The organism is Ciceribacter sp. L1K22 (assembly GCF_017599385.1).
Taxonomy (GTDB): Bacteria; Pseudomonadota; Alphaproteobacteria; order Rhizobiales; family Rhizobiaceae; genus Allorhizobium.
On record NZ_JAGFPK010000001.1, the window covers coordinates 2,223,594 to 2,250,434 of the forward strand.

The window sequence follows — 26,841 nt, forward strand, 5'->3', positions numbered from 1 at the left end:
CATGACAGGGCTGACGCTGAGCAGTGCCGATCTCGACCCCCGCCGGCGGCGCATCCTTTTCCGCTGTTGGCACCGCGGCATCCGCGAGATGGACCTGATCCTCGGCCAGTTTGCCGAGGCCGAAATCGCCCGCCTTAATGATACCGAACTCGACGAACTCGAGCGCATCATGAGCGAGGAGGACAACGACCTCATCAAGTGGATCAACGGCGCGGCACCCGTCCCTGATCACCTGAAGACGCCGATGTTCGAACGTATCGCCGCCGTTCGTCCGGACTTCTCGCCCGTCACCATGGAGCCGGATGGCCGCTGACATGATCCGCTTTCTCGATACCAAGGTCGTCTCGGACGTTGGCGTTCCCCTGACGCTGTCCAATGTCCAGCAGGGCATGGATGCCTTCCTGCTTGCCGAACTCGCCCGCGAGGGCCGTTCGATCGCCTACATCGTCTCGGACGGCCAGCGGCTTGCCGATGTCGAGCAGCTGTTGGGCTTCGCGGCGCCGGAGATCCCGGTTCTGACTCTGCCGGCCTGGGACTGCTTGCCCTATGACCGCGTGTCGCCCAGCCATGACGTGTCGGCGCGGCGCCTTGCGGCACTTGGCGGCCTGATAGCGCGGGCGAAGAAGCCGCATCCGGCCATCGTCCTGGTGACGGTCAATGCCATGCTCCAGAAGCTGGCGCCGGCTGATCTTATCGAAAGTCTGTCGTTTTCCGCAAGACCGGGCAACCAGGTCCGCATGGACGATATCGCCGCCCGCCTTGAGCGTAACGGTTTCGAGAGAGTCGCGACCGTCCGCGAGGTCGGCGAGTACGCCGTCCGCGGCGGCATCCTTGACGTTTTCGTTCCCGGCTCTGAGGAACCGGTGCGGCTCGATTTCTTCGGCGATACGCTGGAAAGCATTCGCTCCTTCGATCCCGCTTCGCAGCGCACGACGGGACAGGTTCGCTCCCTCGATCTCAATCCGATGAGCGAGGTGACACTGACGCCGGAGACCATCGGCCGGTTCCGCAAAAACTATCTCTCCCTGTTCGGCGCGGCCACCCGCGACGACGCGCTCTATGCCGCCGTCTCGGAAGGCCGTCGTTACGCAGGCATGGAGCACTGGTTGCCGCTTTTCTATGACGGTATGCAGACCGCCTTCGATTACCTCGACGGCTTTACCTTCGTCACCGACCATACGGTGCGCGAGGCGGCGGAGGAACGTGCCAAGCTGATCCGCGACTATTACGAGGCGCGGCTGTCGGCGGGCGAGGGCGGCAAGGGCCATCTCGGCCAGGGCGCGCCTTACAAGCCTGTCCCTCCAGAGCACCTCTATCTCGGCTCGGGCCAGTTCGGCCGGCTTCTCGACAGCGTCAACCCGGTGCGACTGACACCCTTCGTTGAGCACGACGGCGCCGGGCGTCGCGTCGTCGAACTCGCCGCTCGCCAGAGCCCGCGCTGGGCCAAGACCGCGCTTGAGGAAAATGACGGCGCGCGTGTCAACGTCTTCGAGCAGGCGGTGAAGTTCATCGCCGAGAAACGCGCGAGCGGGACGAAAGTGCTGATCTCGGGCTGGTCGGAAGGCTCTCTCGACCGCCTGCTACAGGTTCTCAACGAACACGGGCTGGAAAAGCTCAAGCCCGTCGCGGCGCTGAAGGACCTCGACACCCTGAAGAAGGGCGAGGCCGCAACCGCCGTTCTGTCGCTGGAAGCCGGTTTCGAAGCCGATGGCATTCTCGTCATCGGCGAGCAGGACATCCTCGGCGACCGCATGGTGCGCCGGTCCAAGCGCCGCAAACGCGCCGCCGACTTCATCTCGGAAGTCACCGCGCTGGAAGAGGGCTCCATCGTCGTCCATGCCGAACACGGTATCGGCCGCTTCGTTGGGCTCCAGACGATTGAGGCGGCAGGCGCGCCGCATGCCTGCCTTGAGCTGCGCTATGCCGACGACGCCAAGCTGTTTCTGCCGGTCGAGAACATCGATCTGCTCTCGCGCTACGGATCGGATGGCTCCGATGCCCAGCTCGACAAGCTCGGCGGCGGCGCCTGGCAGATGCGCAAGGCCAAGCTCAAGAAGCGGCTGCTCGACATGGCGGGTGCCCTGATCCGGGTCGCGGCCGAGCGCATGACGCGGACAGCGCCTGTCCTGACAACCCAGGAAGGTCTCTACGACGAATTCGCCGCCCGTTTCCCGTACGACGAGACAGAAGACCAGATGAACGCTATCGACGCCGTGCGGAGCGATCTCGGTGCCGGCCGTCCTATGGATCGCCTCGTCTGTGGCGACGTCGGCTTCGGCAAGACCGAGGTGGCCCTTCGCGCCGCCTTCGTCGCTGCAATGAATGGCATCCAGGTCGCAGTCGTCGTACCGACCACGCTTCTCGCGCGCCAGCACTTCAAGACCTTCTCCGAACGCTTCCGCGGCCTTCCGGTTCGCATCCAGCAGGCCTCCCGTCTGGTCGGCACCAAGGAGCTCAACCTCGTCAAGAAGGAGCTGGCCGAGGGCAAGACCGATATCGTCGTCGGTACGCACGCTCTGCTCGGCACCGGCGTCCAGTTCGCCAATCTCGGCCTGCTGATCATCGACGAAGAGCAGCATTTCGGCGTCAAGCACAAGGAGCGGCTGAAGGAGCTGAAGTCCGACGTCCACGTTTTGACGCTTTCGGCGACGCCCATCCCGCGCACGCTTCAGCTTGCGATGACCGGTGTTCGCGAACTCTCGCTGATCACTACCCCGCCTGTCGACCGCATGGCGGTCCGCACCTTCATCTCGCCATTTGATCCGCTGGTCATCCGCGAGACGCTGATGCGCGAGCATTATCGCGGCGGCCAGAGCTTCTATGTCTGCCCGCGCCTCGCCGATCTGCCGGAAATCCAGGCGTTCCTGCAATCGGACGTGCCGGAGCTCAAGGTCGCCGTCGCCCACGGACAGATGCCGGCGAGCGAGCTTGAAGACATCATGAACGCCTTCTACGACGGCCGCTACGATGTGCTGCTGTCGACAACGATCGTCGAGTCCGGCCTCGACGTGCCCACCGCGAACACCATGATCGTGCACCGCGCCGACATGTTCGGTCTCGCCCAGCTTTACCAGTTGCGCGGCCGCGTCGGCCGCTCCAAGGTCCGCGCCTTTGCGCTCTTGACCCTGCCGGTCAACAAGATGCTGACGCAGACGGCCGAGCGCCGCCTCAAGGTCCTGCAGTCGCTCGATACGCTGGGCGCCGGTTTCCAGCTCGCAAGCCACGACCTCGACATACGCGGCGCCGGCAACCTGCTCGGCGAGGAACAGTCCGGTCATATCAAGGAAGTCGGCTTCGAACTTTACCAGCAGATGCTGGAGGAGGCGGTCGCCGAGGTGAAGGGCATCGATGAGGTTCACGATACGGGCTGGTCGCCACAGATCTCGGTCGGCACCTCGGTTATGATACCCGACGATTATGTCCCGGATCTCCATCTGCGCATGGCGCTCTACCGTCGTCTCGGCGAGCTCACCGACCTCAACGAGATCGACGGGTTCGGCGCCGAGATGATCGACCGCTTCGGCCCGCTTCCGCCCGAGGTCCAGAGCCTTTTGAAGGTCGTCTACGTCAAGGCGCTCTGCCGCAAGGCCAATGTGGAGAAGCTCGACGCCGGCCCCAAGGGCGTCGTGGTGCAGTTCCGCAACAAGGAGTTCCCGAACCCGGCTGCCCTGGTCGGCTACATCGCCAAACAGGGCACCATGGCGAAGATCCGTCCCGACCAGAGCGTGTTCCTCACCCGCGACCTGCCGACACCGGAAAAGCGGCTAGCGGGTGCTGCCATGGTGATGACTCAGCTCGCGGAATTGGCGACCGTTAAGTAGGATGACCGGCACGACATCGCTCGGACAACATTCAGCTCAGGCACGCGCTCGTGCGTGTTAGGCGTCGTCCGTCTCCGGCTTGATTGCCAGCGCCGCTTCTCCCTTGCCCGCCACCGGCGGGGGAAGCGGTACGCCGCGGGTGCGTTCGCGCGACAGCGTCAGCAGTCCCGAGCCGATGATAAGGGCGATGCCGACAAGCATCGGCGTATCGATCCTGTCGCCAAACATCAGATAGCCTAAGGCGATCGCCCACAGCATCTGGCTGTACTGGATCGGTCCCACAATGGCGGCCGGGGCGTAGAACGAGGCATACATCAGGAGGATGTTGCCGACCGCCCCGAGAATTCCGTAGCCGGCGAGGTAAAGCCATTCCTCGCCTGTCGGGTTGCGGTATTCCGGCAGCATGGCCAGCCCGCAGATGATGAGGCCGCCGAGCAGCCCGGCGCCATAGAGCGAGATGTTTTTTTCCTGCGGCCCGATCGCCCGGTATATGATGATCGACACTGCACCGCTGAGGCCGCCGAAGACGGCGCCGACGTGACCGATCGACAATTCCCGGAATCCCGGCCGCAGGACGACCAGCACGCCGAGAAAGCCGATCAGCACGGCGCTCCACCGTTTGAGGCCGACGCTCTCCTTCAGGAAAACGACCGACATGATTGTCACGAACGACGGCAGCAGGAAGATCAGGCAGAAGGCCTCGGCCATCGACAGGTGCGTGAAGGCGGTCACGCTGCCGATGATGCCGGCTCCTGCCGAGAAAAACCGCAGGATCCAGAGCGGGCGGTTGGTGGTCCTGAAAATGTCGCGCCAGCTGTCGCCGCGCTTCATCAGGAAAGGCAGGGCGAAAATGCCAAACACGGCACCGAAAAAACCCGATTCGTAGGGACTTATCCCGCCTTCGATGAGTTTGACGCAGGCATCGCTGATCGAATAGGCGGCAAAGGCCACGAAGGCGACCACAATGCCCTTGAAGACGGTGTCGGAGCGCAAGGCGGAAGAATCCTGAGCGGGGGCGGGAGCCGATGCTTAGGATCGTTTGTGACCGAAATCAATTCAGTTTGTTGAGAGCCTGCAGCTTCTCGCGCGCCAGTTCGCGAAAAGCGCTGACCAGGACCTCGACCGGCTGGGCGCCACTCACCGCGTATTGCTGGTCGAGGATGAAGAAAGGCACGCCTGATACACCCATGCGCTGCGCGGCGTCGATCTCCGAAACGACATGGTCTTTGTCCGCGTCGGTGGAGAGCAGTCTGCTGACCAGCGCCTCGTCCATGCCGGCTTCTCTGGCGACATCGATCAGAACCCGATGATCCCCGACATTGCGCCCCTCTTCGAAATTGGCTTTGAACAGGCCTGCGACGACGGCAGCCTGCACATCGCGATTTTCCTGTCCGGCCCAGTGGATCAGCCGATGCGCGTCAAGCGTATTGGGACCGACCTTGATCGCTCCGAAATCGAAGGTGATGCCGACGTCGCGCCCGAGCGACGTCAGCTGCTCGTGCGCCCGGTCCATATTGGCCTTGCCGCCAAGCTTCTTCGCGAGTTCCGTCTGGTGGTCGACGCCTTCCGAAGGATAGTCGGGATTGAGACGATAGGGTCGCCAGTTGACGTCGATCCCGATTTCGTCCTGCACTTCGGCGATGGCGAGGTCGAGCCGCGCCTTCCCGAGATAGCACCAGGGGCACACGACGTCTGAGACGATGTCGATCGTAATGCGGGCCATGGCGGTGTCCTTTCCGGTTGGCGCGGAGTGTCGCGCAGTTGGACGCGACTTAGGGCCTGTGGCGCCGGCTTTCAACCAGGCATCTTTCGGTAACTGCCCCGCACCGTTTCACTGCGCGCGCGTATCAAACCAGGTCGGTAGTTGATAACCGTAAAGCGGCGTCGTCTCGGGCCGACCGATATGCTTCCAGCGGGCCACCCACTGTTCCCCGACATGATAGAGGGGCACGACGTAGTGCCCGTCGACCAGCAACCGGTCGTAGGCCCGCACCGCCGCCTCGAAATCCTCCATGCTGCGGGCGTTGACCAGCGCGTCGATCATGCGGTCGACATCCGGATCGGCGACCCCGGCATAGTTGAAGCTGCCCTGCGCGTCCTTCGACGCCGAGCCCCACCGGTTGATCTGTTCGGCCCCCGGCGACAGCGAGGACGTATAGGCCTTGACGATCACGTCATAGTCGAAGCTGTTCGAACGCGCCTGGTACTGCGCATCGTCGACGGTGCGGATCGTCATGTCGATGCCAATCAGCGCCAGCGTCCGCTGATAGGCGAGCGCCATCTTCTCCTGTCCGGCATTCTGGGTCATCACCTCGAAGGTGAGCGGCTTGCCTGCCGCATCGACCATCTTGCCGCCCTGGATTTTGTAGCCTGTCTCAGTCAGGAGGCTGACCACCTGTCGCAGCACCTTGCGGTCGGTGCCGGAGCCGTCCGTCGCCGGCATGGTATAGGTCCCCGCGAGGATCGCCGGATCGATCCGATCCTTGGCGGGACCAAGAAGGGCGAGCTCTCGTTCGTCGGCGGCATTCCCATAGGCACCGAGCGCCGAATTCTGCCAGAAGCTATGCGTACGATTGAAGGCGTTGTTGTACAGGTTCTTGTTGATCCAGTCGAAATCGAGCGCCAGCGACAATGCCTCGCGCACCTTTTCATCGGCGAACAGCGGCCGCCGGACATTGAAGACGAAGCCGAGCATGCCGGAGGGCAGGCCGGGCTGGAACTCCTCCTTCACAACGTCTCCGTTCGTCACCGCAGGAAAGTCGTAGGCGCGTTCCCAATGGTTGGAATCGCCATCCGGATAGACGTCGACATCACCCTTCTTAAAGGCTTCGAACAGGGTCGAATCCTGCAGGAAGTAGGTCACCGAAATCTCGTCATAATTGTCGAATCCGACCTTGGACGGAATGTCCTTGCCCCAGTAGTTTGGGTCGCGCTCGTATGTAATGCGCTCTCCGGGCCGGATCGCCTTGATCTTGTAGGGACCTGAACCGACAGGAACTTCCAGCGATGTCTGGTCGAAGGTCGCAGGATCGATCGCGTGCTGCGGCAGGATCGGCGACATGGCGATGATCAGCGGGGTTTCCCGGTTGGCCTTGTCGTTGAAGGTGAAGCGGACGCTGTTTTCGCCAACCTTTTCCATCTTGTCCACGACCGCCAGGCGGCGGTTATACGGAGGACGGCCCTTTTCCTGGAGCAGGTTGAACGAGAAGATGACGTCCTCGGCCGTCACCGGCTTGCCGTCATGCCAGCGTGCCTTCGGGTTCAGGTTGAACTGGATGAAGGTGCGGTCGTCATCCCATTCGACGCTTTCGGCCAGCAGTCCGTAGAGCGAGAAGGGCTCGTCGGACGAGCGGGTCATCAGCGACTCGTAGAAAAGGTTTCCGTATTCCGGATCCCAGATGCCGCGTGCCGTGGTTCGCATCCCCTTGAGGACAAACGAATTCAGACTGTCGAACGTGCCGACGACACCGTAGGAAATCTTGCCGCCCTTTTTCACGGTGGGATCGACATAGGGAAAATGCGTGTAGCTGGCAGGGAGCGCCGGTTCGCCGTGCATGGCAATGCCGTGAACCGGTTCCGCTGAAGCCATGGCGGGGAATGTCAGCAGGACAGCTAGGGCCAGTAAGCGACGCAAGGGAACCTCTCCTCATGGATCCGACTCAATCGCCGCGTAAACTAACATGAATGTGGCCCGTTTGAAGGCTTTCGGGGGAATCCTTGCCAGCCTTGGACGAAAGAAAAGCTGGATATTCCGGCCGCTGCGATGTAACAGGTTGAGCCGAACGGCCCGGGTCATGCATTTGCCTCATTTGCACGACAGGTCACGGAGGACGCCGGCCGAAACCATTTGAATTGCCGAAAGGCTGTTCCGCCGGATTTCAGGAGACGAATTTCGTATGTTTGAGAAAATGACCCCTTCGATGCGGATGGGATTGTCCGCGCTCGCTTTTGCCTTCGCCGCAGGCGCTGCACCGGTCGCCACGGCCCAGGAAGCGGTTCCTGCCGGAGCTCCGCCGCAGGGCTGGTTCAAGACCTGCTCGAAGCAGGAAGAGTCCGATGTCTGCGTCGTCCAGAATCAGGTCATCGCCCAGAACGGCCAGCTTATCACGGCCGTCGGCCTCATCTCGCTCGAGGGCAAGGTAAACCGCAAGATTCTTCAGGTGACGGTGCCGTCTGCACGTCTGATCCCGCCGGGCATCGGCATGCAGATCGACGGTGGCAATGTCCAGAAGATCGACTATGCCGTATGCCTTCCGGATCGCTGCACGGCTGAAATTCCGTTGACTGACGCCATTATCGCAAGCCTGAAGAAGGGCGGCGAGGTCGTCTTCACCTCCATCAACGTTCGCCGCGCGCCGAACCCGATCAAGATTTCCCTGTCCGGTTTCACTGGCGCATACGACGGCGAGGCGATCACGCAGAACCAGGCTGAAGAGCGCCAGCGTCTGCTGCAGGAACAGATGCAGAAAAAGGCCGAGGAAAGCCGCAAGGCTCTCGAGCAGGCCCAGGATGCGGCCAAGCAGGGTCAGTAAACCGATCCGCAAAACCATGAAAAGGCCCGGTTGCAGCCGGGCCTTTCTGCATTGAGGGTAGTTATGCAAGGTCAGTGGGCGAAGTTTGCCTTCGGCTTGTAGCGGCCAGCCTGTTCCATCACGAAGATCCTGTTGATCTGTGCGTTCCGGAGGGGCAAGGCGCTGTCATCGCGCTCCAGGTTCTGCTCCGAGACATAGGCGACGTATTCGCTCTCGTCGTTTTCCGCCAGAAGGTGGTAGAAGGGCTGATCCTTGCTCGGTCGGATTTCCGCCGGGATCGAATTCCACCATTCTTCGGTGCTGGCAAACTCCGGGTCCACGTCGAACACGACGCCGCGGAACGGAAAGACCTTGTGTCGTACGACGTCCCCGATGCCAAATTTTGCGTTGCGTTGTTTCATGGTTGCCTTCCTTTCCCTGCATTATTTGGGAAAGACGCAACCATACATCAAGGCTTTACGATCGGTTTTGTCGTCGAACCGTCATATCTGCCCGACCGCCGGGAGGCGATGATCAGTCCGCCGGTTACAAGAATAATTCCGGCCGCGTGATGCAGGTGGAACTGCTCGCCCAGAAAGATCACCGCCATGAGGATCGAAACCGGTGGCATGAGGTAAAGCGTGATGCCGGCGAAGGCGGGGCCGAACACATGAACCGCATGCTGGAAGCAGTAGAAGGCGGCAAGCGAAGCAAAGAGGATGATGCCCCCGAGCATCAGCCAGTCATGCCCGCTGTCCGGCATCAGACCGTTGTTGAGCATCTCGTACAGCGCCGGCGGCACGAGCACGACCGCGCCTGAGATCGCCAGAAGCCCGAACAGGGGTAGCGGTCCCAGCGCGGCCGCGGCCGGATGGCGCAGCGTCAGCGAATAGAGTGCGAAAGCAATCGCCGCCACGAGGATGCCGAGATCGCCGACATTGAAGTGGAAGTCCTGCAGTTTCTCAACCGACCCCTCGAAGACGATGACGGCGACGCCCGTGAAGGCGATTGCCATACCCGCCAGTTGCAGGCGTCCGATCGGCTTTCCCAGGAACAGCCACTGGAAGAGGATGATGAAGAGCGACGATGTCGTGTAGATGAGCGTTGCATTTGACGCCGTTGTCAGTGTCAGGGCCCAGTAGACGAAGCCACCGCATATCCCCATCCCTAAAACACCGAGCCAGAGCCATATGCCCCAGTGGCTGCGCACGAAGTCGAGAGCGGCCCGTCGATGAGCAAACACGACAGGCGACATGATGAGCGCGGCTCCGGTCCAGCGAATGAGCGCGGTCGTGAACGGCGCGATCTCGCCGCTGACGCCCCGGCCGAAAATCAGGTTTGACGAAAAGAACACCGGCGCGAGGAGAAAGAGCAGCCAGTCAAACGCGCGCGGCTGCGCATCGGGGGCAGTTGTCATCGTTACCATATCCTGGTCTTCGGGGAAGGCGATCGAGCTGGAAGCTGCGCCAACCTAGCCAAAAACGGTCGGGGGCGGAAGCGGTGTCATCAATTCAGACGTAACATTAGAAACTAGTCGCAAATGTTTGGAGCAGAAATAAAAATGCCGGCGCCACCCTGGCGCCGGCTATGATTGTCTCCACGCAACGTGCGTAGCTCGGTTTGCTTAGACCGAGTAGTACATGTCGTATTCGACCGGATGCGGAGTCATTTCAAAACGCATGACTTCCTGCATCTTCAGTTCGATGAAGGAGTCGATCTGGTCGTCGTCGAAAACGCCGCCGGCGGTGAGGAACTTCCGATCCTTGTCGAGGCTCTCCAGAGCTTCGCGCAGCGAGCCGCAGACGGTCGGAATCTTCTTCAGTTCCTTCGGCGGCAGATCGTAGAGATCCTTGTCCATGGCCTTGCCGGGATGGATCTTGTTCTTGATGCCGTCGAGGCCGGCCATCAGCATGGCGGCAAAGGCGAGGTAGGGGTTGGCCGTCGGATCCGGGAATCGGACTTCGACGCGCTTGGCCTTCGGATTGGAGCCGAACGGGATGCGGCACGAAGCCGAGCGGTTGCGGGCCGAATAGGCCAGCAGAACCGGAGCTTCGTAGCCCGGAACCAGACGCTTGTAGGAGTTGGTCGACGGGTTGGTGAAGGCGTTGATCGCCTTGGCGTGCTTGATGATACCGCCGATGTAGTAGAGGCAGCTTTCTGACAGGCCCGCATATTCGTCACCGGCGAAGGTCGGCTTGCCGTCCTTCCAGATCGACTGGTGAACGTGCATGCCCGAGCCGTTGTCGCCGAAGATAGGCTTCGGCATGAAGGTGGCCGTCTTGCCGTAGGCGTTGGCGACCTGATGCACCACGTACTTGTAGATCTGCATCTTGTCGGCGTTGCGCACCAGCGTGTCGAACTTGATGCCGAGCTCGTGCTGGGCCGCTGCCACTTCGTGGTGATGCTTTTCGACGACGACGCCCATCTCGCCGAGCACGGTCAGCATTTCAGAGCGCATGTCCTGCAGGCTGTCGATCGGCGGGACCGGGAAGTAGCCGCCCTTGACGCGCGGACGGTGGCCGAGGTTGCCGGTTTCGTAATCCGTGTCGTCGTTCGACGGCAGTTCGGAAGAATCGAGCTTGAAACCCGTGTTGTACGGGTCGGCCTTGTATTTGACGTCGTCGAAGACGAAGAACTCGGCTTCCGGGCCGACAAAGACGGTGTCACCGATGCCCGAGGCCTTCAGGTACGCCTCGGCCTTCTTTGCCGTGCCGCGCGGGTCGCGGTTATAGGCTTCGCCGGAGACCGGATCGAGGATATCGCACATGATGACCATGGTCGACTGGGCGAAGAACGGATCCATGTGAACCGTGGCCGGATCGGGCATCAGCACCATGTCGGACTCGTTGATGGCTTTCCAGCCGGCGATCGAGGAGCCGTCGAACATCACGCCGTCGGCGAACATGTCCTCGTCGACGCAGGTAACGTCCATCGTGACGTGCTGCATCTTGCCCTTCGGATCGGTGAAGCGCAGGTCGACGAACTTGACGTCGTTGTCCTTGATCTGCTTCAGGATATCGTTTGCGGTCGTCATATACGTGTTCCTTGGGTGTTAGATGACGATTGTCCCGGACCGTATTTTTGTCCCGGGAAGAGTTAGATGGCGTCTATGCCTGTTTCGCCGGTACGGATGCGCACCACTTCCTCGACGTTGGAAACGAAGATCTTTCCGTCTCCGATCCGTCCGGTCTGGGCCGCGTTGCGGATCGCGTCGATAACGGCCTCCACGTTTTCATCCGCCAGCACGACCTCGACCTTCACCTTCGGCAGAAAGTCGACGACGTATTCGGCGCCACGGTAGAGTTCCGTATGCCCCTTCTGCCGGCCGAAGCCTTTGGCTTCCGTGACCGTGATGCCTTGCAGCCCGACTTCCTGAAGGGCTTCCTTCACTTCGTCCAGCTTGAAGGGCTTGATGATCGCTTCGATCTTCTTCATGAGAAAATGTCTCTCCGCTTCCCTCGCTAATGCAGGCCAATGCCCGCTCGCCCTCGTGAATGCACGTAACGTGCCAGTTCTCCGCCGTTTCAGGATGAAATCGCGTCGGATCCCCCTCCGGCAAGCGCCAAGTTCCCCCAATTTGACGGAAAATGCCAGCCGTTCATGCCTATTTTTTATGAATTAGGTTGGAAATGTCGCAGTTTTTTGAAAAGCATAGCAGATGGCTTCTGTCATTTCAGAAAGCGCTAAAAGACAAAATATAGGCATATGCATAAATAATAGCCTGGCAGGCGGTAACGTACCATCTCTGTTCGGGGACGTCGAAATTTGCTTTGATGGACCAATGACTGCGACTCGCCGCACGACATTGCTGACGCCGCTGGAAATGGCAGCCGTTGACCGTGCAGCGGCAGCCTCCGGCATCGACTCCTACGGCCTCATGGAGAGAGCCGGCCGTGCGGTCTCTGCATCTGTCCTTAGACATTTCCCTTATGCCGAACGCGTTGTCGTGTTCTGCGGCCCCGGGAACAATGGCGGCGATGGCTATGTCGTGGCGCGCGACCTGGCTGCATCGGGGGTGATGACGGCAGTTTATTGTCTAGGCGATCCGCAAAAGCTGCGGGGAGACGCAAGAAAAGCCTTCGAAAATTGCGGGCTCGTGCCGTCCGGCCTGGAAAGCTATGAACCGAAAGCCGGCGATGTCCTCGTCGATGCCATATTCGGCGCCGGGCTGGACAGGTCTGTGCCCGCAGAGGTGGGCGCGGCGGTAAAGACTGTCGCCGACGCTGGCATTCCGGTCGTGGCGGTGGATCTACCGTCGGGCCTCGACGGTCGAACGGGCGCCGTCCGCGGTGCAGCCTTCATCGCGGCGCACACGATCACGTTCATGACGCGCAAGCCGGGGCATCTTCTCTTGCCCGGGCGCAATCTCTGCGGCGCGGTCGAGGTGGTGGATATCGGCATTCCCTGGCGCATCGTCTCAGCCGCCGCGGGATCGCTGGCGGAGAACGATCCCGACCGCTGGTTGGCCGCGATGCCACGTGCCAGCGCCGGCCAGCACAAGTTTTCCCGCGGACACCTTGCGGTGTTTTCCGGCCCGGCAAACGCGACAGGTGCGGCCCGCCTTACCGCCAGCGCTGCTCTCCGCGTTGGTGCGGGGCTTGTCACGCTGGCCTCGCCACGGGATGCGCTGGAGGCCAATGCGGCGCACCTGACGGCGGTGATGCTGAAAGAAATCGGGAGTGTGAGTGACTTGCGGGACTGGGGCAGCGACGACAGACTGAACGCCTTCGTTCTCGGCCCCGGCTTCGGCATCGGACAAAAGGCACGCGACTTCACGATCGCGCTTGGCGAAGCCGGCAAATCCCTTGTGCTCGACGCTGACGGAATCACTAGCTTCAGCGACGGCCCCACCCCACTTTTCAAGTCCTTTGGTGGCGGGCCGTGCCGTCTGGTCCTGACGCCCCACGAAGGCGAGTTCTCGCGTCTTTTCCCCGATATCGCCGCCGATCCCAGTCTGGGCAAGATCGACAAGGCAGTCCGCGCCGCAGAGCGAGCAAACGCTGCCGTGATCTATAAAGGGGCCGATAGCGTCATCGCGGCGCCGGACGGTCGCGCACTGATCAACACCAATGCTCCGCCACAGCTGGCGACAGCGGGGTCCGGTGACGTGCTCGCCGGCATTGTCGGCGGTCTCCTGGCGCAGGGAGTGCCGGCGTTCGAGGCTGCCGCAGCCGGCGTCTGGCTGCATGGGCAGGCGGCAAAACGGGCGGGCAGGGGGCTAACCGCCGAAACGCTCGTCGAGACAGTCGAACCGCCCTGACTACATCAGCCGGCTGCGGCGGAGCATGCCTTCGTCTTCGAGAAGCGGATAACCGATCGCCACCACCAGCGAGTTGATTTCCTTCAGATCCCGCATCGTGTCGATGTGAAGTGAACTGGAATCGTAGCTGGCTAGGTTTCCGGCGCGCAGCCTCTGCATATGACGCTCCTCGCTCTCTCGAACGAGATCGCGGACAACCTCCTTGCGATCGACCAGTTGCCGCGCATGATCGACGTCACGGCTGATAAGCAGGTTGAAGGCAAGGTGGGCGTTCTTCACCACCTCGTTGTGCATGCCGCAGAGTTCCGTCCAGCCCTCCTGCGAGAACACTACTTTGCGATCATGCTTCTTGCGTGCCCGGGCGAGCATATTCTGCGAGATGATGTCGGCGGCCTGCTCGATCTTGATTGTCGTCCCAAGCAGTGTTTGGCACTGCGCGGCGGTCTCCTTGTCGAGCTCGCCTTCCGACACCCTGGCAAGGTAGAACTTGATGTCGCGGTGGATGTGGTCGATCTCATCATCGAGCTGCGCGATCCTGTTCATCTTGCTCTGGTCGAAATTCTCGAACAGCTCGAAGATACGCCCAAGCATCGCCTCGGTTTTCTCGCAGAGCGTCAGAACTTCGCGTGTCGCATTGTTTACGGCTTGCCGGGGATGGCCAAGGTCGGCAGGATTGAGGGCAGACAATCGCGTATCCATCGGCACGCCGGTCGGGGCGATACGGGGTAAGAGCGCCTTGTCGAGCAGGGAGGCGACGATCCCGCATACCGGCAGCCCCACGACCAGGACAATGGCGTTGATCGCCAGATGCGCCACGACCACGGCATCGCCCGGACCGGACGCCAGCAGAGACGGTGAAAGGGGAAATGCGATCTGTGCCCCTAGCGCCAGAAGCGTCGTCAGTCCGCGAATGACAACATTGCCCAGCGGCACGACGCGGGCCATCGGCTCGGCATTCTTCGTCAGCACCGCGGCAATAACGGCAGCACCGAAATTGGCACCGAGCACCAACGGTATGATCAGCTCCGGCGTCAGCAGATGCCTGTCGGCCAGCGACGCAAGCAGGAGAACGGTGGCAACGGATGAATGAAAAGCCCAGGCAAGGAGTGCGGCCAGCAGGAAGGCGGTAATCCAGTCGCGCGAGAGGTAGTTGATGATGACAGGCAGGATTTCGCTGGTCTTGAGCGGATCGGAGGCCTCGCCGATCAGCCGCAGGGACAGCAGAAGAAGGCCCAGGCCGAAGGAGATGCGGCCGAGCTGCCGCCATTCCCGCGCTTCTGACGCGCGGAACATTACGGTGCCCGCCAGCAGGAAAATAGGGATCAGCAGCGACAGGTCGTAGCGTAGGATGCGGGCGACGAAAGCCGAGCCCAGATCGGCGCCGAGCAGTGTTGCGATGCCGATCGTGCTGCCGACATAGCCGCCTGCGACAAACGAGGACAGGATCAGCGCCACCGCCGTCGCGCTCTGTAGCGCCACCGCAAAGACGAAGCCGGCCGCGCCGGCCGACAGCCGATTGCCAAGCGCCAGACGCAGGCGTTCCTTCAGCACATTGCCGTAGGCGCGCTCGATACCGGTCCTGACCAGCCGCGTCGCCCACAGCAAGAGGGCAACCGCTCCGGCGAGGTTGATGAAGACGACGATACCCGACATGAAAAACGCCTCGGCAGGAAAACGCAAAGCGGCAGGCCGCCCCGCAAACGACAACGGTCGATCTTTTCCCGACGGGATGAGATCGACTCTGCGACGGAACCTAGTCCAGATTCGCCGTTGTCACAAATTGCCGCCGAAAAGCTGCCGGTTTGAAATCACGCCACTTTCGATTGCAGAAGGCGTGCCCCATTCGGTGCATTCACCTTTCCGCCGGTGATGAAGAAGGCAAAGACGTCCCGCGGCGTCTCTTCAACCTTGCGGTCGGGACTGACGAGGGGAAGGTCAACAGGCGTGCCGCCGGCGGCATACGTCTTGAACCGACCGGCCCACTCGGCCACCTGCTTTTCCGGGTAACAGCTCTTCACCTCGTCCGTGCCCTTCTGCAGCCGTGCGTACACGAAGTCGGCCGTAACATCCGGAAACATCGGATAGTCGTGATGATCGGCGCAGACGGCGGCAACGCCGTGCTTCGCCAGCATCTCGATAAATTCCGGCGTGCGGAAGGAATCATGCCTCGGCTCCACCACATGCCTGAGCGGCAAGCCGTCGAGCGTTTTCGGCAGCAGTTTCAGAAAAGCTTCGAAATCGTCAGGCTCGAATTTCTTCGTCCCCATGAACTGCCAGAGGATTGGCCCGAGGTGAGGTCCGAGTTCGACGATCCCCTGGCCGAGAAACTTCTCGACGGACTCGCCGGCTTCCGCCAGCACCTTGCGATTGGTGCAGTAGCGGCTGGCCTTTAGTGAAAAGATGAAACCCTCCGGCACCTCCGACGCCCACTTGGCGAAGGTCGCCGGCTTCTGGCTGGAATAGTAGGTGCCGTTCACCTCAATGGCCGTCAACTCCCGGCTGGCAAATTCCAGCTGGCGCTTCTTGGCTAGCTTCTCCGGATAGAACGTGCCTTCCCAGGGATCGAAGGTCCAGCCGCCGATGCCCGTGCGGATCATGCCTGATTTCGTCATAAAAAACCTCCCGGAGTACAGGTTTACTCGGCCGCTTCCACCTTTTTCACAGGGCGTCGCTGCAACAATTCCTTCAGGAACTGGCCAGTGTAGGAAGCATCCACCTTGACGACATCCTCCGGCGTGCCTTCGGCCACGATCGTGCCACCACCGTCACCGCCTTCGGGGCCGAAATCGATCACCCAGTCGGCGGTCTTGATGACCTCGAGATTGTGTTCGATGACAACGACCGAATTGCCCTGGTTGACCAGTTCCTGCAGCATTTCCAGGAGTTTGGCGACGTCGTGGAAATGCAGGCCGGTGGTCGGTTCGTCGAGAATGTAGAGCGTGCGCCCGGTCGAGCGCTTCGAGAGTTCCTTGGCGAGCTTGACGCGCTGTGCCTCGCCGCCCGACAGCGTGTTCGCCTGCTGGCCCACCTTGATATAGCCAAGGCCGACATCGAAGAGCGCCTGCAACTTGTCGCGCACGGCCGGTACGGCCTGGAAGAACTCGACGCCTTCCTCGACCGTCATATCAAGCACGTCGGCGATCGACTTGCCCTTGAAGGTCACATCAAGCGTCTCGCGATTGTAGCGCTTGCCGTGGCACACGTCACAGGTCACGTAGACATCCGGCAGGAAGTGCATCTCGATCTTGATCACGCCGTCGCCCTGACAGGCCTCGCAGCGTCCACCCTTGACGTTGAACGAGAAGCGGCCGGGCTGGTAGCCGCGCGCCTTTGCCTCGGGAAGGCCGGCAAACCAGTCGCGGATCGGTGTGAACGCGCCGGTATACGTGGCCGGGTTGGAGCGCGGCGTCCGCCCGATTGGTGACTGGTCGATGTCGATGACCTTGTCGATGAATTCGAAACCATCGATGCGGTCATGCTCGGCAGGGTTCTCCCGCGCCCCCATGATGCGCCGCGCTGCTGACTTGTAGAGGGTTTCGATCAGGAAGGTCGACTTGCCGCCACCCGAAACGCCGGTCACCGCGGTGAAGACGCCAAGCGGAATCTCTGCCGTGACGTTCTTGAGGTTGTTGCCGCGAGCGCCGATCACCTTCAGCCGCTGGCCTTTCTTTGGCTTGCGACGCTTGTCCGGCACGTGCACGCCGAGTTCTCCGGAGAGATACTTGCCGGTCAGCGACTTGGGGTTCGCCATGATCTCCTGCGGCGACCCTTGGGCGACGACTTGGCCTCCGTGGATGCCGGCCGCAGGCCCGATATCGACGACATAGTCGGCCGTCAGGATCGCGTCCTCGTCATGTTCGACGACGATCACCGTATTGCCGATGTCACGGAGGTGTTTCAGCGTATCGAGAAGTCGGGCATTGTCGCGCTGGTGCAGGCCGATCGACGGCTCGTCAAGCACGTAGAGCACGCCCGTCAGACCCGAGCCAATCTGCGAGGCAAGCCGGATGCGCTGGCTCTCGCCGCCTGACAGCGTGCCGGAACTGCGCGACAGCGACAGATAGTCGAGGCCGACATCATTGAGGAAGCGCAGCCGTTCACGGATTTCCTTCAGGATGCGGGCCGCGATCTCGTTCTGCTTGGATGACAGCTTCTCAGGCAGAACCTCGAACCAGGCGCCTGCATTCCGGATCGACATGTCCGTGACCTGACCGATATGCAGCCCATCGATCTTTACCGCCAGCGCTTCCGGCTTCAGGCGGAAGCCGTTGCAGGCCGGGCAGGGGGCGGCCGACATGAAACGCTCGATCTCTTCGCGCGCCCAGGCGCTATCCGTTTCCTTCCAGCGTCGTTCGAGGTTCGGCACGATGCCCTCGAAATTCTTCACCGTCTTGTAGGAGCGGGCACCATCGGCATAATGGAATTCGATCTTGTCGTCCGTGCCGTGCAGGATCGCGTGCTGCGCCGTCGATGACAGATCGGACCATTTGTTCGACAGCTTGAAGCCGAACTCTTTACCCAGCGCCTCGAGCGTCTGGTTGTAGTAGGGAGACGACGACTTGGCCCACGGGGCGATGGCCCCGTCGTTCAGCCGACGGTCGGCCTCGGGCACGATTAGCGCCTCGTCGATCTTCTGCTGGAAACCCAATCCGTCGCAGGTCGGGCAGGCACCGAACGGATTGTTGAACGAAAACAGGCGCGGCTCGATCTCCGGAATGGTGAAGCCGGAAACCGGGCAGGCGAATTTTTCCGAAAACAGCACGCGTTCATGCGTCTCGTTGAGCGACTTGTTGGCCGAACCGCCCGCTGCGGTTTCTTCCGGCGGCAACGGCTTGTCAGCGAACTCGGCGATCGCCAGTCCGTCGGCCAGAACGTGCAGGCAGGTCTCCAGGCTGTCCGCGAGGCGGCTGCCGATGTCGGGGCGCACGACGATACGGTCGACGACGACGTCGATGTCGTGCTTGTACTTCTTGTCGAGCGCCGGCACGTCGGCGATCTCGTAAAACTGCCCGTCCACCTTGACGCGCTGGAAGCCCTTTTTCATCAGTTCGGCGAGTTCCTTTTTGTACTCGCCCTTCCTCCCGCGCACCATCGGCGCCAAGATGTAGAGCCGTGTGCCTTCCTCGAACGCGAGGATGCGATCGACCATCTGGCTGACCGTCTGGCTCTCGATCGGCAGGCCCGTCGCCGGCGAATACGGAATGCCAGCCCGCGCGAACAGCAGACGCATGTAGTCGTAGATTTCCGTCACGGTCCCGACCGTGGAGCGCGGATTGCGCGAGGTGGTCTTCTGCTCGATCGAAATCGCCGGCGACAGCCCGTCGATCTGGTCGACATCAGGCTTCTGCATCATTTCCAGGAACTGCCGCGCATAGGCCGACAGGCTTTCGACGTAGCGCCTCTGCCCTTCGGCATAGATCGTGTCGAAGGCAAGCGACGACTTGCCCGATCCGGAAAGCCCGGTCATCACGATCAGGCTGTTGCGCGGCAGGTCGAGATCGACGCCCTTGAGATTGTGTTCACGCGCACCGCGAATGGAAATGGTCTTCAGTTCACTCATGACAAATCTCGACAGGGCAAGCCAATGGGCCGGAGGGCTGGGGAGGGGCAGACACCTTTATTTAGTCAACCACACGCTGCTGTCGAGCGGTGGCGGGAGATAATGCGTCCGAAAACGATTCTATTGACATCATCCTAGCGGAACACTAGAACAAATAAAGAACATTTTTCGCTGTGGATTACAAGTGCTTTGAACCCATCGCCCCGCCCGAATGGGCTAAGGTGGCGCCCGATTGTGTTTTGAAAGCCGCGGCGGCGCGGCAGTGAGGTAAGTATCATGGCTGGAAGCGTCAACAAGGTCATTCTGATCGGCAACGTCGGAGCGGACCCGGAAATCCGCCGCACCCAGGACGGCCGGCCGATCGCCAACCTGCGCATCGCCACGTCCGAAAGCTGGCGTGACCGGAACTCCGGCGAGCGCAAGGAAAAGACCGAATGGCACAATGTGGTCGTCTTCAACGAGGGCCTGTGCAAGGTGGTCGAGCAGTACGTGAAGAAGGGCGCCAAGCTCTATATCGAGGGCGCGCTGCAGACCCGCAAATGGCAGGACCAGAGCGGCCAGGATCGCTACACCACGGAAGTCGTCCTGCAGGGCTTCAACTCGACGCTGACCATGCTGGACGGGCGTGGTGATGGCGGCGGCGCGTCGCGCGGCGGTAGCGATTTCGGTGGCGGCTATGACGATTTCGGCGGTGGCCAGCCGGCGTCCGGCGGCTATCGCGGTGGATCCTCGTCACAGGGCCGCGGCGGCCAGAGCGCGCCAGCGGGCAACTTCTCGCGCGATCTCGACGACGACATTCCGTTCTGATGACCCGGAAGGCTTTGAAAGAAGCGGCGTCTTTCGGCGCCGCTTTTTTGTTTTACCCCTAGAGGTCTCCGAGCAACCGACGCCTGTCGATTTCGGTGGGTAGCGCAGCCTCGGCACGCACCAGCGCTATCCGTGCCTGTTCACGTGCGGAATTCCGGAATGCGTCGTTTCCGGAATTGGCAAGCGCTCTCAGGCATTTCTGCAGCCGCAGTTGAACCTCGACATAGCTCGCCCCATCCCGGGCGATCGCCATGAACGCATCCTCGAAAAGGTCGACGGTGGAAAGAGGCGGGACGTGAACGCGCGGGAATTCGATCTCCTCCTCGTCCGGCGCTTCGGCCCATAAGTTCAGAAGGCGCGTGTTACGCCCGATGACATCGATCGCCGTACCCGGGTCGTTCACCGCTGGTGACAGCGCTCGCGACGCGATCTCGCTCATAACCACCAGTCCGAAACGCGGGTCCTGATCGAAGCTGCGGTTCAGGCCTATCGAGACCGCGTCCCGCACGGCTTGCGATGGCTCCCTGCCATCCTCGGCTTTTGTCGGCCTGCCCCACCATGCAAGGGGCGTATCTGTGTAGACGAATGCACCCGGGTTCACCGCAAGATAGAGGTCCACGTCGTACAGTTTGCAGCACTGCGCGAGGGCGGAAATGTCGATGTGCTGCACATAGCCGATGGCTCCCGCCCGGACCGGCGTCGCGCCGTCGGGGATGTCGCGTTCCGGATCGAGAAGCGGCGTCCCGTTCAGGTAGGGGTGCTGCAACCGATCCTGTATCGCGCGACGCGTTGCGTCTTCGACGCGGGTGGTGGTTTCGCCGACGCGTCCAAGCTTTGTCAGATGGTCTATCCAGCGCAGCAAGGAGACGACGATGAGCACGATGACACCGACCGTGACGACGAAGAGAATGACGCGACCGCTGTCGCCATAGGCTCCGGTTTTGAGAACGACGATACCGACGATGCTATAGAGAAACGAACCGAGGAAGGTCGACAGCACATTCTGGGTCACGCGGTCCTGCACCAAAAGCGCGGTGGCACGCGGCGTGACATTGCTGGTCGCCGACCCGTAGGCGGAGGTCATCGCGCCAAGCGAAAATGTGGTTACAGCAAGCATGCTCGAGGCAAGGATGTTGAGGATGTCGTCGACGGCGTCGGCACGAATTCCCCCTGGAATGCTCCAGGGAATGAAGCGTTCTGCCACGGCAGCGAGGATGGCGGCGAGAATGCCGATCATGCCGATCATCGTGGCGCGAAACCAAAGCTGCCGCGTCAACTGTGACAATAACCATTTCCAGCGCGGCATGATCTCTCCTTCACTCATCGGAACTAGCTAGTGCGCCGGAACGGGAAAGCGAGCGCGGACTTATCCGAAGGCGGATTTCACCCCGTCGACCACGAACTGCACGGAGAGCGCGGCCAGAAGCACGCCGAGAAGGCGGGTCAAGAGCGCACGACCGGTGACGCCGAGGAACCGGTTCAGCGGCTGCGCGATGGCGAGTGACACAAGAACAAGAGCCAGCACCGCACCGATAACGCCGATCAGTTGCAGCCGCCCCAGCCAGCCGTCCAGCGAACTTCCGATCAGCACGGTGGCCGATATTGCACCGGGACCGGCGATCAGCGGTATGGCCAGTGGAAAAACCGCCAGATTGTGAATGTGGTCTTTGGTAATCGCAGTATCCGTGGTCTTTTCCTTCCGCTCCTGCCGTTTCTCGAAAATCATTTCGAAAGCGATGGCAAACAGCATCAGGCCGCCGGCGATGCGGAAGGCGCCCATGGATATGCCAAGAGCACCGAGGATGCTGGCGCCAAACAGCGCAAAGACCGTCAGGATGCCAAAGGCGATGAGGGAGCCGCGGATCGCAACCTGTCGCCGCTGCGTCGAAGTCATGCCCTGCGTCAGCCCGAGAAACAGCGGTGCCAACCCCGGAGGATCGACGGTCACGAGCAAAGTCGTGAAGGCGCTCACCAGAGCGTCCGCGTATGCCATGCTTCGTCCTCCTTTTGCTGCCAACTGTAGGGTGCGGCGGCGGCGGCTGGCAAGCGTTTCGCACAATCCGCCTAAAGACTTGACGAATGACCCGAAAACCCTGTTCAAAACCCCCGCCGAACTTGGCGCTTCGACGGCCTATCGGCTATAAGCTGACATGTGATTCTGAAAAAAGATCGTGATCTGATTTGACTGAGCAAAGCACCCCCGGCGGCAAGTACCCGCAAGGCATCGAGCCGATCTCCATCATGGAGGAAATGCAGCGGTCCTATCTCGATTACGCCATGAGCGTGATCGTCAGCCGCGCATTGCCCGACGTCCGCGACGGCTTGAAGCCCGTTCATCGCCGTATTCTGTATTCGATGTCCGAAATGGGCGTCGACTGGAACAAGAAATATGTGAAGTCCGCCCGCGTCACCGGCGACGTGATGGGTAAATACCACCCGCACGGCGACGCCGCGATCTATGACGCGCTCGCCCGCATGGCGCAGGACTGGTCGCTCCGGCTGCCGTTGATCGACGGCCAGGGCAATTTTGGCTCCGTCGACGGCGACCCGCCGGCCGCCCAGCGTTACACGGAATGCCGCCTGCAGAAGGCCGCCCATTCGCTGCTGGACGACCTCGACAAGGACACGATCGATTTCCGCGAAAACTATGACGGGACCATGCAGGAACCGGTCGTGGTTCCCGCAAAGTTCCCGAACCTCCTGGTCAATGGCGCGGGCGGCATCGCCGTCGGCATGGCGACCAATATCCCGCCCCACAATTTGTCCGAAGTGATCGACGGCTGCATCGCCCTGATGGACAAGCCGGAGATCGAGCTGCCGGAACTGATGGAAATCATTCCCGGCCCGGACTTCCCCACTGGCGCCATGATCCTTGGTCGGTCCGGTATCCGCTCGGCCTACGAAACTGGCCGCGGCTCGGTGATCATGCGCGGCGTTGCCCGCGTCGAGCCGATGCGCGGAGACCGCGAGCAGATCATCATCACCGAGATCCCGTATCAGGTGAACAAGGCGACGATGATCGAGAAGATGGCCGAACTCGTGCGCGAGAAGCGCATCGAGGGCATCTCGGATCTGCGCGACGAATCCGACCGCGAAGGCTACCGCGTTGTCATCGAACTGAAGCGCGATGCCAATGCCGACGTGATCCTCAACCAGCTCTACCGCTACACACCGCTGCAGACCTCGTTTGGCTGCAACATGGTGGCGTTGAACGGCGGCAAGCCGGAGCAGATGAGCCTGCTCGACATGCTGCGCGCCTTCGTCGCCTTCCGCGAGGATGTCGTCAGCCGCCGCACCAAGTTCCTGCTGCGGAAGGCGCGCGATCGCGCCCACGTCCTGGTCGGTCTGGCGATCGCCGTTGCCAATATCGATGAGGTCATCAACCTCATCCGTCGCGCCCCCGATCCACAGACCGCACGCGAGCAGTTGATGGAGCGGCGCTGGCCGGCGCATGACGTCGAGGCGCTGATCCGCCTGATCGACGATCCGCGTCACCGCATCAACGAAGACAACACCTACAATCTCTCCGAGGAGCAGGCGAGGGCGATCCTCGAACTGCGACTCGCCCGCCTGACTGCCCTCGGTCGCGATGAAATCGACGAGGAGCTTAACAAGATCGGCGCCGAGATCACCGACTATCTCGATATCCTGTCCTCGCGCATCCGCATCCAGCAAATCGTCAAGGAAGAAATGGCTGCGATCCGCGACGAGTTCGGCACGCCGCGCCGTACCCAGATCCTCGACGGCGGCCTGGAGATGGATGACGAAGACCTGATCGCCCGCGAGGACATGGTCGTCACCGTCAGCCATGCCGGCTACATCAAGCGGGTTCCGCTCGTCACCTACCGCGCCCAGCGTCGCGGCGGCAAGGGTCGTTCCGGCATGGCGATGAAGGACGAGGATTTCGCCACCCGCCTGTTCGTGGCCAATACGCACACGCCGGTGCTGTTCTTCTCCTCGCGCGGCATCGTCTACAAGGAAAAGGTCTGGCGCCTGCCGATCGGCACGCCGACATCGCGCGGCAAGGCATTGATCAACATGCTGCCGCTGGAGCCCGGCGAGCGGATCACCACGATCATGCCGTTGCCCGAGGACGAGAAGACCTGGGACAATCTTGATGTCATGTTCTCGACGACACGGGGCACCGTTCGCCGCAACAAGCTCAGCGATTTCGTCCAGGTCAACCGCAACGGCAAGATCGCGATGAAGCTCGAGGAAGAGGGCGACGAGATCCTCTCGGTGGAAACCTGCACCGATCGCGACGACGTGCTGATCACGACGGCGCTCGGCCAGGCGATCCGTTTCCCCGTGGACGAGGTGCGCGTCTTTGCCGGTCGCAACTCGATCGGCGTCCGGGGTATCTCGCTCGCGGACGGCGACCGCCTGATCTCGATGACCATCCTCGGCCATGTCGACGCCGAACCCTGGGAGCGCGCGGCCTATCTGAAGCGCTCTGCTGCGGAGCGCCGGGCGATGGGCGTCGATGAGGAGGAAATCTCCCTCGTTGGAGAAGAGGTCGGCGCGGAAGGAGAGCTTTCCGACGAGCGCTATCAGGAATTGAAGGCGCGCGAACAGTTCGTACTGACCGTCTCCGAGCGTGGCTTCGGCAAGCGGTCGTCCTCCTACGACTTCCGCACCTCGGGCCGCGGCGGCAAGGGTATCCGCGCCACCGACACATCGAAGACATCGGAGATCGGTGAACTGGTTGCGGCCTTCCCTGTCGAGGACAAGGACCAACTCATGCTCGTCTCCGACGGTGGGCAGTTGATCCGAGTCCCGGTCGACGGAATCCGGATCGCCAGCCGTGCGACGAAGGGCGTCACGATCTTCTCAACGGCAAAGGACGAGAAGGTCGTCTCCGTCGAGCGGATCAGCGAACCGGAGGAAGACGAGGACGTTGTCGAAGCGGCAGACAACGCCGAAATCGGCGGTGATCCCGCCGGAGGCGAAACCTCCCCGGAAGGCAGTGAATAAGATAAAGAAAAGCCGCCCTCGGATCACGGGGGCGGCTGAAACGTGCTGATAGGCTCAGTGGCGCTAGAAGAGTTCTCGCCGGGACATCATTGCCTTCAGCTCATCGCGTTCACGACGCAGCGCGGTCACGGTTGATGCTATCGTCAGGACGAACATGCCGCTGATGAGCGCGGCGAGCACGGTCAGAGTTGCAAACATCGTCCTTCATTCCCTTCGTTTCCACGGGCGCCTTACGCGCTTTTTCAGTTTCCGAAGCTATGATAGCGGGCAGTTATTGGCGGACCGTAAAAATTCGCCTGGTCTTCGCGTTCCATGTAGAACCCGACTGACGTCGCCAGCATAGCGGACATGGTCATCATCCAGAGCAAGTTGATCACTGTCACTTTGTCAGGCATGGCTTTAAATCCCTTTGGATCTCCTCTCTCGCGCTCCTTCAATGCACGGGCGCTGACGTTGTTCCCGTAAGAGGCGAAAAAGGTATAAAAATGTCCAGAAACTCGGCGGGCTTAACTTTTCGGCACTTCTGTGGCAAGCGCTTTTTTGCAGCGCACAATCAATGCCATAAAACTTTCTCGAAGGCGAGAGAGATTCCGATAGAGGCAAGGGCAAGAAGTGCAAGCATGGTAAATCCGTCAAGCAGTCGCGCTTATTCGCGATCATGATGCTTTTTCGCATATACGCTCTGAAACCTGCCTGAACCGCCCGTTCATCTGGCGTTCATCTTCGAGGGGTTCAAGCTGCCGCAAATGTCTTGCGGAGGGAGGCCTTCCGTGACAAAAGGCGTCAAACTCAACCTCGGTCCCCGATGACAACAGCTTTCTACCCCGGGTCCTTCGATCCGATGACCAATGGTCACCTGGACGTCCTCGTCCAGGCGCTGAATGTTGTTCCCAAGGTAATCGTCGCGATCGGCATTCATCCCGGCAAGACGCCGTTGTTTTCGTTCGATGAACGCGCCGATCTCATCCGAAAGTCCTTGGAAGCAGTCTTGCCTGGACGGGCAGGGGATGTCGATGTCGTCGCCTTCGACGGTCTGGCCATCGATGCCGCCCGTGCGAACGGAGCAAAACTACTCCTGCGCGGTCTGCGCGACGGGACCGATCTCGACTACGAGATGCAGATGGCCGGCATGAATAGCCGCATGGCGCCGGACCTGCAGACCATATTCCTGCCCGCCGGTACCTCCTCGCGGCCCATAACGGCCACATTGGTCCGGCAGATCGCATCCATGGGAGGCGATGTCAGCGCATTTGTGCCATCAGCCGTGCTCGATGCATTAAAATCGAGGCTCGCGAAGTGAGCCTTTCTAAGAAAGAATGGGAGAATCCATGAAACTCATTGGTCTTGCCCTTGCCGGACTTCTCGCCCTCGCCGGTTTTTCCGGCACCGCGGCGGCAGCCGAGGATGACTATCTGACGATCCAGCTCAAGGATGGTCCGGTCGTGATCGAACTCCTGCCCAATGTCGCGCCGCAGCACGTCGCGCGAATGAAGGAACTGGCATCGAAGGGTGAATACGACAACGTCGCCTTCCATCGTGTTATAGAAGGCTTCATGGCACAGACCGGTGACGTGCAGTTTGGCGACATGCAGGATGGCTTTGACGGTTCGCGCGCCGGCACCGGCGGCTCGAGCCTGCCGGACCTGCCCGCCGAGTTCTCCGACGTTCCCTTTGAACGCGGCACGGTCGGCATGGCGCGGGCCCAGGATCCGAACTCGGCCAACTCCCAGTTCTTCATCATGTTCGCCGATGGAAGCTTCCTCAACGGTCAGTACACCGTGGTCGGCAAGGTTGTCTCAGGCATGGAGAACGTCGACAAGATCAAGCGCGGCGAAGGTGGAAACGGCGAAGTCAGTGATCCTGATCGTATGATCAAGGTCACCGTCGGACGCCCGTAACAGCACCGCC

The 26,841-nt window shown here is 61.3% G+C and carries 22 protein-coding genes; 8 read left to right on the top strand and 14 right to left on the bottom strand.

All coding sequences use genetic code 11. The features are described from left to right. Position 1: 1 nt before the first annotated feature. Both J5J09_RS11110 and mfd read left to right on the top strand, forming a co-directional pair. Entirely contained in the window at positions 2-313 is a 312-nt protein-coding gene (locus tag J5J09_RS11110; protein WP_208550306.1) for a succinate dehydrogenase assembly factor 2, read from the top strand. A 1-nt stretch (position 314) separates the two neighbouring features. Continuing rightward, positions 315-3,821 carry a transcription-repair coupling factor gene (gene mfd, locus J5J09_RS11115; RefSeq protein ID WP_208550309.1) on the top strand — a complete coding sequence of 1,169 codons (3,507 nt, stop codon included), beginning with the start codon at positions 315-317 and terminating at the stop codon, positions 3,819-3,821. Positions 3,822-3,878: 57 nt separating this feature from the next. Here mfd and J5J09_RS11120 read toward each other — a convergent pair whose 3' ends face one another. The 3 genes from J5J09_RS11120 to J5J09_RS11130 all read right to left on the bottom strand — a co-directional run bounded on the left by J5J09_RS11120 (position 3,879) and on the right by J5J09_RS11130 (position 7,410). Next, complete coding sequence (locus J5J09_RS11120; RefSeq protein ID WP_208550311.1) at positions 3,879-4,814, bottom strand: DMT family transporter; 936 nt, start codon at positions 4,812-4,814, stop codon at positions 3,879-3,881. Between the two features lie 58 nt (positions 4,815-4,872). Beyond that, a complete protein-coding gene (locus J5J09_RS11125; RefSeq protein ID WP_208550312.1) occupies positions 4,873-5,544 on the bottom strand; it encodes a DsbA family oxidoreductase in 672 nt (223 codons plus the stop codon). 108 nt (positions 5,545-5,652) lie between these two features. After that, complete coding sequence (locus J5J09_RS11130; RefSeq protein WP_208550313.1) at positions 5,653-7,410, bottom strand: extracellular solute-binding protein; 1,758 nt, start codon at positions 7,408-7,410, stop codon at positions 5,653-5,655. A 307-nt stretch (positions 7,411-7,717) separates the two neighbouring features. Between J5J09_RS11130 and J5J09_RS11135 the strand changes: the two genes are divergently transcribed. Further along, entirely contained in the window at positions 7,718-8,353 is a 636-nt protein-coding gene (locus tag J5J09_RS11135; RefSeq protein ID WP_208550314.1) for an invasion associated locus B family protein, read from the top strand. Positions 8,354-8,424: 71 nt separating this feature from the next. Here J5J09_RS11135 and hspQ read toward each other — a convergent pair whose 3' ends face one another. The 4 genes from hspQ to J5J09_RS11155 form a co-directional block, all read right to left on the bottom strand. Continuing rightward, complete coding sequence (hspQ, locus tag J5J09_RS11140; protein WP_208550319.1) at positions 8,425-8,754, bottom strand: heat shock protein HspQ; 330 nt, start codon at positions 8,752-8,754, stop codon at positions 8,425-8,427. Between the two features lie 47 nt (positions 8,755-8,801). Next, positions 8,802-9,749: a DMT family transporter gene (locus J5J09_RS11145; protein ID WP_208550322.1), complete on the bottom strand. Its 948-nt coding sequence runs from the start codon at positions 9,747-9,749 to the stop codon at positions 8,802-8,804. A gap of 207 nt (positions 9,750-9,956) precedes the next feature. Then, positions 9,957-11,366 carry a type I glutamate--ammonia ligase gene (gene glnA, locus J5J09_RS11150; protein ID WP_208550326.1) on the bottom strand — a complete coding sequence of 470 codons (1,410 nt, stop codon included), beginning with the start codon at positions 11,364-11,366 and terminating at the stop codon, positions 9,957-9,959. Between the two features lie 62 nt (positions 11,367-11,428). Continuing rightward, a complete protein-coding gene (locus J5J09_RS11155; protein WP_006727717.1) occupies positions 11,429-11,767 on the bottom strand; it encodes a P-II family nitrogen regulator in 339 nt (112 codons plus the stop codon). Positions 11,768-12,113: 346 nt separating this feature from the next. Between J5J09_RS11155 and J5J09_RS11160 the strand changes: the two genes are divergently transcribed. After that, positions 12,114-13,592: an NAD(P)H-hydrate dehydratase gene (locus J5J09_RS11160; protein WP_208550329.1), complete on the top strand. Its 1,479-nt coding sequence runs from the start codon at positions 12,114-12,116 to the stop codon at positions 13,590-13,592. Here the strand turns inward: J5J09_RS11160 and J5J09_RS11165 are convergent, their stop codons facing one another. The 3 genes from J5J09_RS11165 to uvrA form a co-directional block, all read right to left on the bottom strand. Beyond that, positions 13,593-15,245 (bottom strand): Na/Pi cotransporter family protein, encoded by a 1,653-nt coding sequence (locus J5J09_RS11165; protein ID WP_208550330.1) that lies wholly within the window; start codon positions 15,243-15,245, stop codon positions 13,593-13,595. Between the two features lie 155 nt (positions 15,246-15,400). Further along, on the bottom strand, positions 15,401-16,204 hold the full coding sequence (locus J5J09_RS11170; RefSeq protein ID WP_208550332.1) for a DUF72 domain-containing protein: 804 nt from the start codon (positions 16,202-16,204) through the stop codon (positions 15,401-15,403). Positions 16,205-16,227: 23 nt separating this feature from the next. Further along, complete coding sequence (gene uvrA, locus J5J09_RS11175; protein WP_208550333.1) at positions 16,228-19,152, bottom strand: excinuclease ABC subunit UvrA; 2,925 nt, start codon at positions 19,150-19,152, stop codon at positions 16,228-16,230. 276 nt (positions 19,153-19,428) lie between these two features. Between uvrA and J5J09_RS11180 the strand changes: the two genes are divergently transcribed. Continuing rightward, the gene (locus J5J09_RS11180) at positions 19,429-19,959 is read left to right on the top strand and encodes a single-stranded DNA-binding protein (protein ID WP_208550334.1); all 531 of its coding nucleotides are present in this window, start codon (positions 19,429-19,431) and stop codon (positions 19,957-19,959) included. A 58-nt stretch (positions 19,960-20,017) separates the two neighbouring features. Here J5J09_RS11180 and J5J09_RS11185 read toward each other — a convergent pair whose 3' ends face one another. Both J5J09_RS11185 and J5J09_RS11190 read right to left on the bottom strand, forming a co-directional pair. Beyond that, the gene (locus J5J09_RS11185; RefSeq protein WP_208550335.1) at positions 20,018-21,265 is read right to left on the bottom strand and encodes a DUF2254 domain-containing protein; all 1,248 of its coding nucleotides are present in this window, start codon (positions 21,263-21,265) and stop codon (positions 20,018-20,020) included. Positions 21,266-21,325: 60 nt separating this feature from the next. Beyond that, positions 21,326-21,952 carry a MarC family protein gene (locus J5J09_RS11190; protein ID WP_208550338.1) on the bottom strand — a complete coding sequence of 209 codons (627 nt, stop codon included), beginning with the start codon at positions 21,950-21,952 and terminating at the stop codon, positions 21,326-21,328. A 188-nt stretch (positions 21,953-22,140) separates the two neighbouring features. Here J5J09_RS11190 and gyrA point away from each other — a divergent pair, with 188 nt between their 5' ends. Beyond that, on the top strand, positions 22,141-24,933 hold the full coding sequence (gene gyrA / locus J5J09_RS11195; RefSeq protein ID WP_208550339.1) for a DNA gyrase subunit A: 2,793 nt from the start codon (positions 22,141-22,143) through the stop codon (positions 24,931-24,933). Between the two features lie 63 nt (positions 24,934-24,996). Here the strand turns inward: gyrA and J5J09_RS22960 are convergent, their stop codons facing one another. Continuing rightward, positions 24,997-25,131 (bottom strand): hypothetical protein, encoded by a 135-nt coding sequence (locus tag J5J09_RS22960; RefSeq protein WP_281436225.1) that lies wholly within the window; start codon positions 25,129-25,131, stop codon positions 24,997-24,999. A gap of 44 nt (positions 25,132-25,175) precedes the next feature. Further along, the gene (locus J5J09_RS11200) at positions 25,176-25,328 is read right to left on the bottom strand and encodes a hypothetical protein (protein ID WP_208550343.1); all 153 of its coding nucleotides are present in this window, start codon (positions 25,326-25,328) and stop codon (positions 25,176-25,178) included. A gap of 410 nt (positions 25,329-25,738) precedes the next feature. On the opposite strand from J5J09_RS11200, the gene coaD reads away from it, so the two are divergent. After that, positions 25,739-26,233: a pantetheine-phosphate adenylyltransferase gene (gene coaD, locus J5J09_RS11205; protein ID WP_208550346.1), complete on the top strand. Its 495-nt coding sequence runs from the start codon at positions 25,739-25,741 to the stop codon at positions 26,231-26,233. A gap of 28 nt (positions 26,234-26,261) precedes the next feature. Next, a complete protein-coding gene (locus tag J5J09_RS11210) occupies positions 26,262-26,831 on the top strand; it encodes a peptidylprolyl isomerase (protein ID WP_208550347.1) in 570 nt (189 codons plus the stop codon). Positions 26,832-26,841 lie beyond the last annotated feature (10 nt).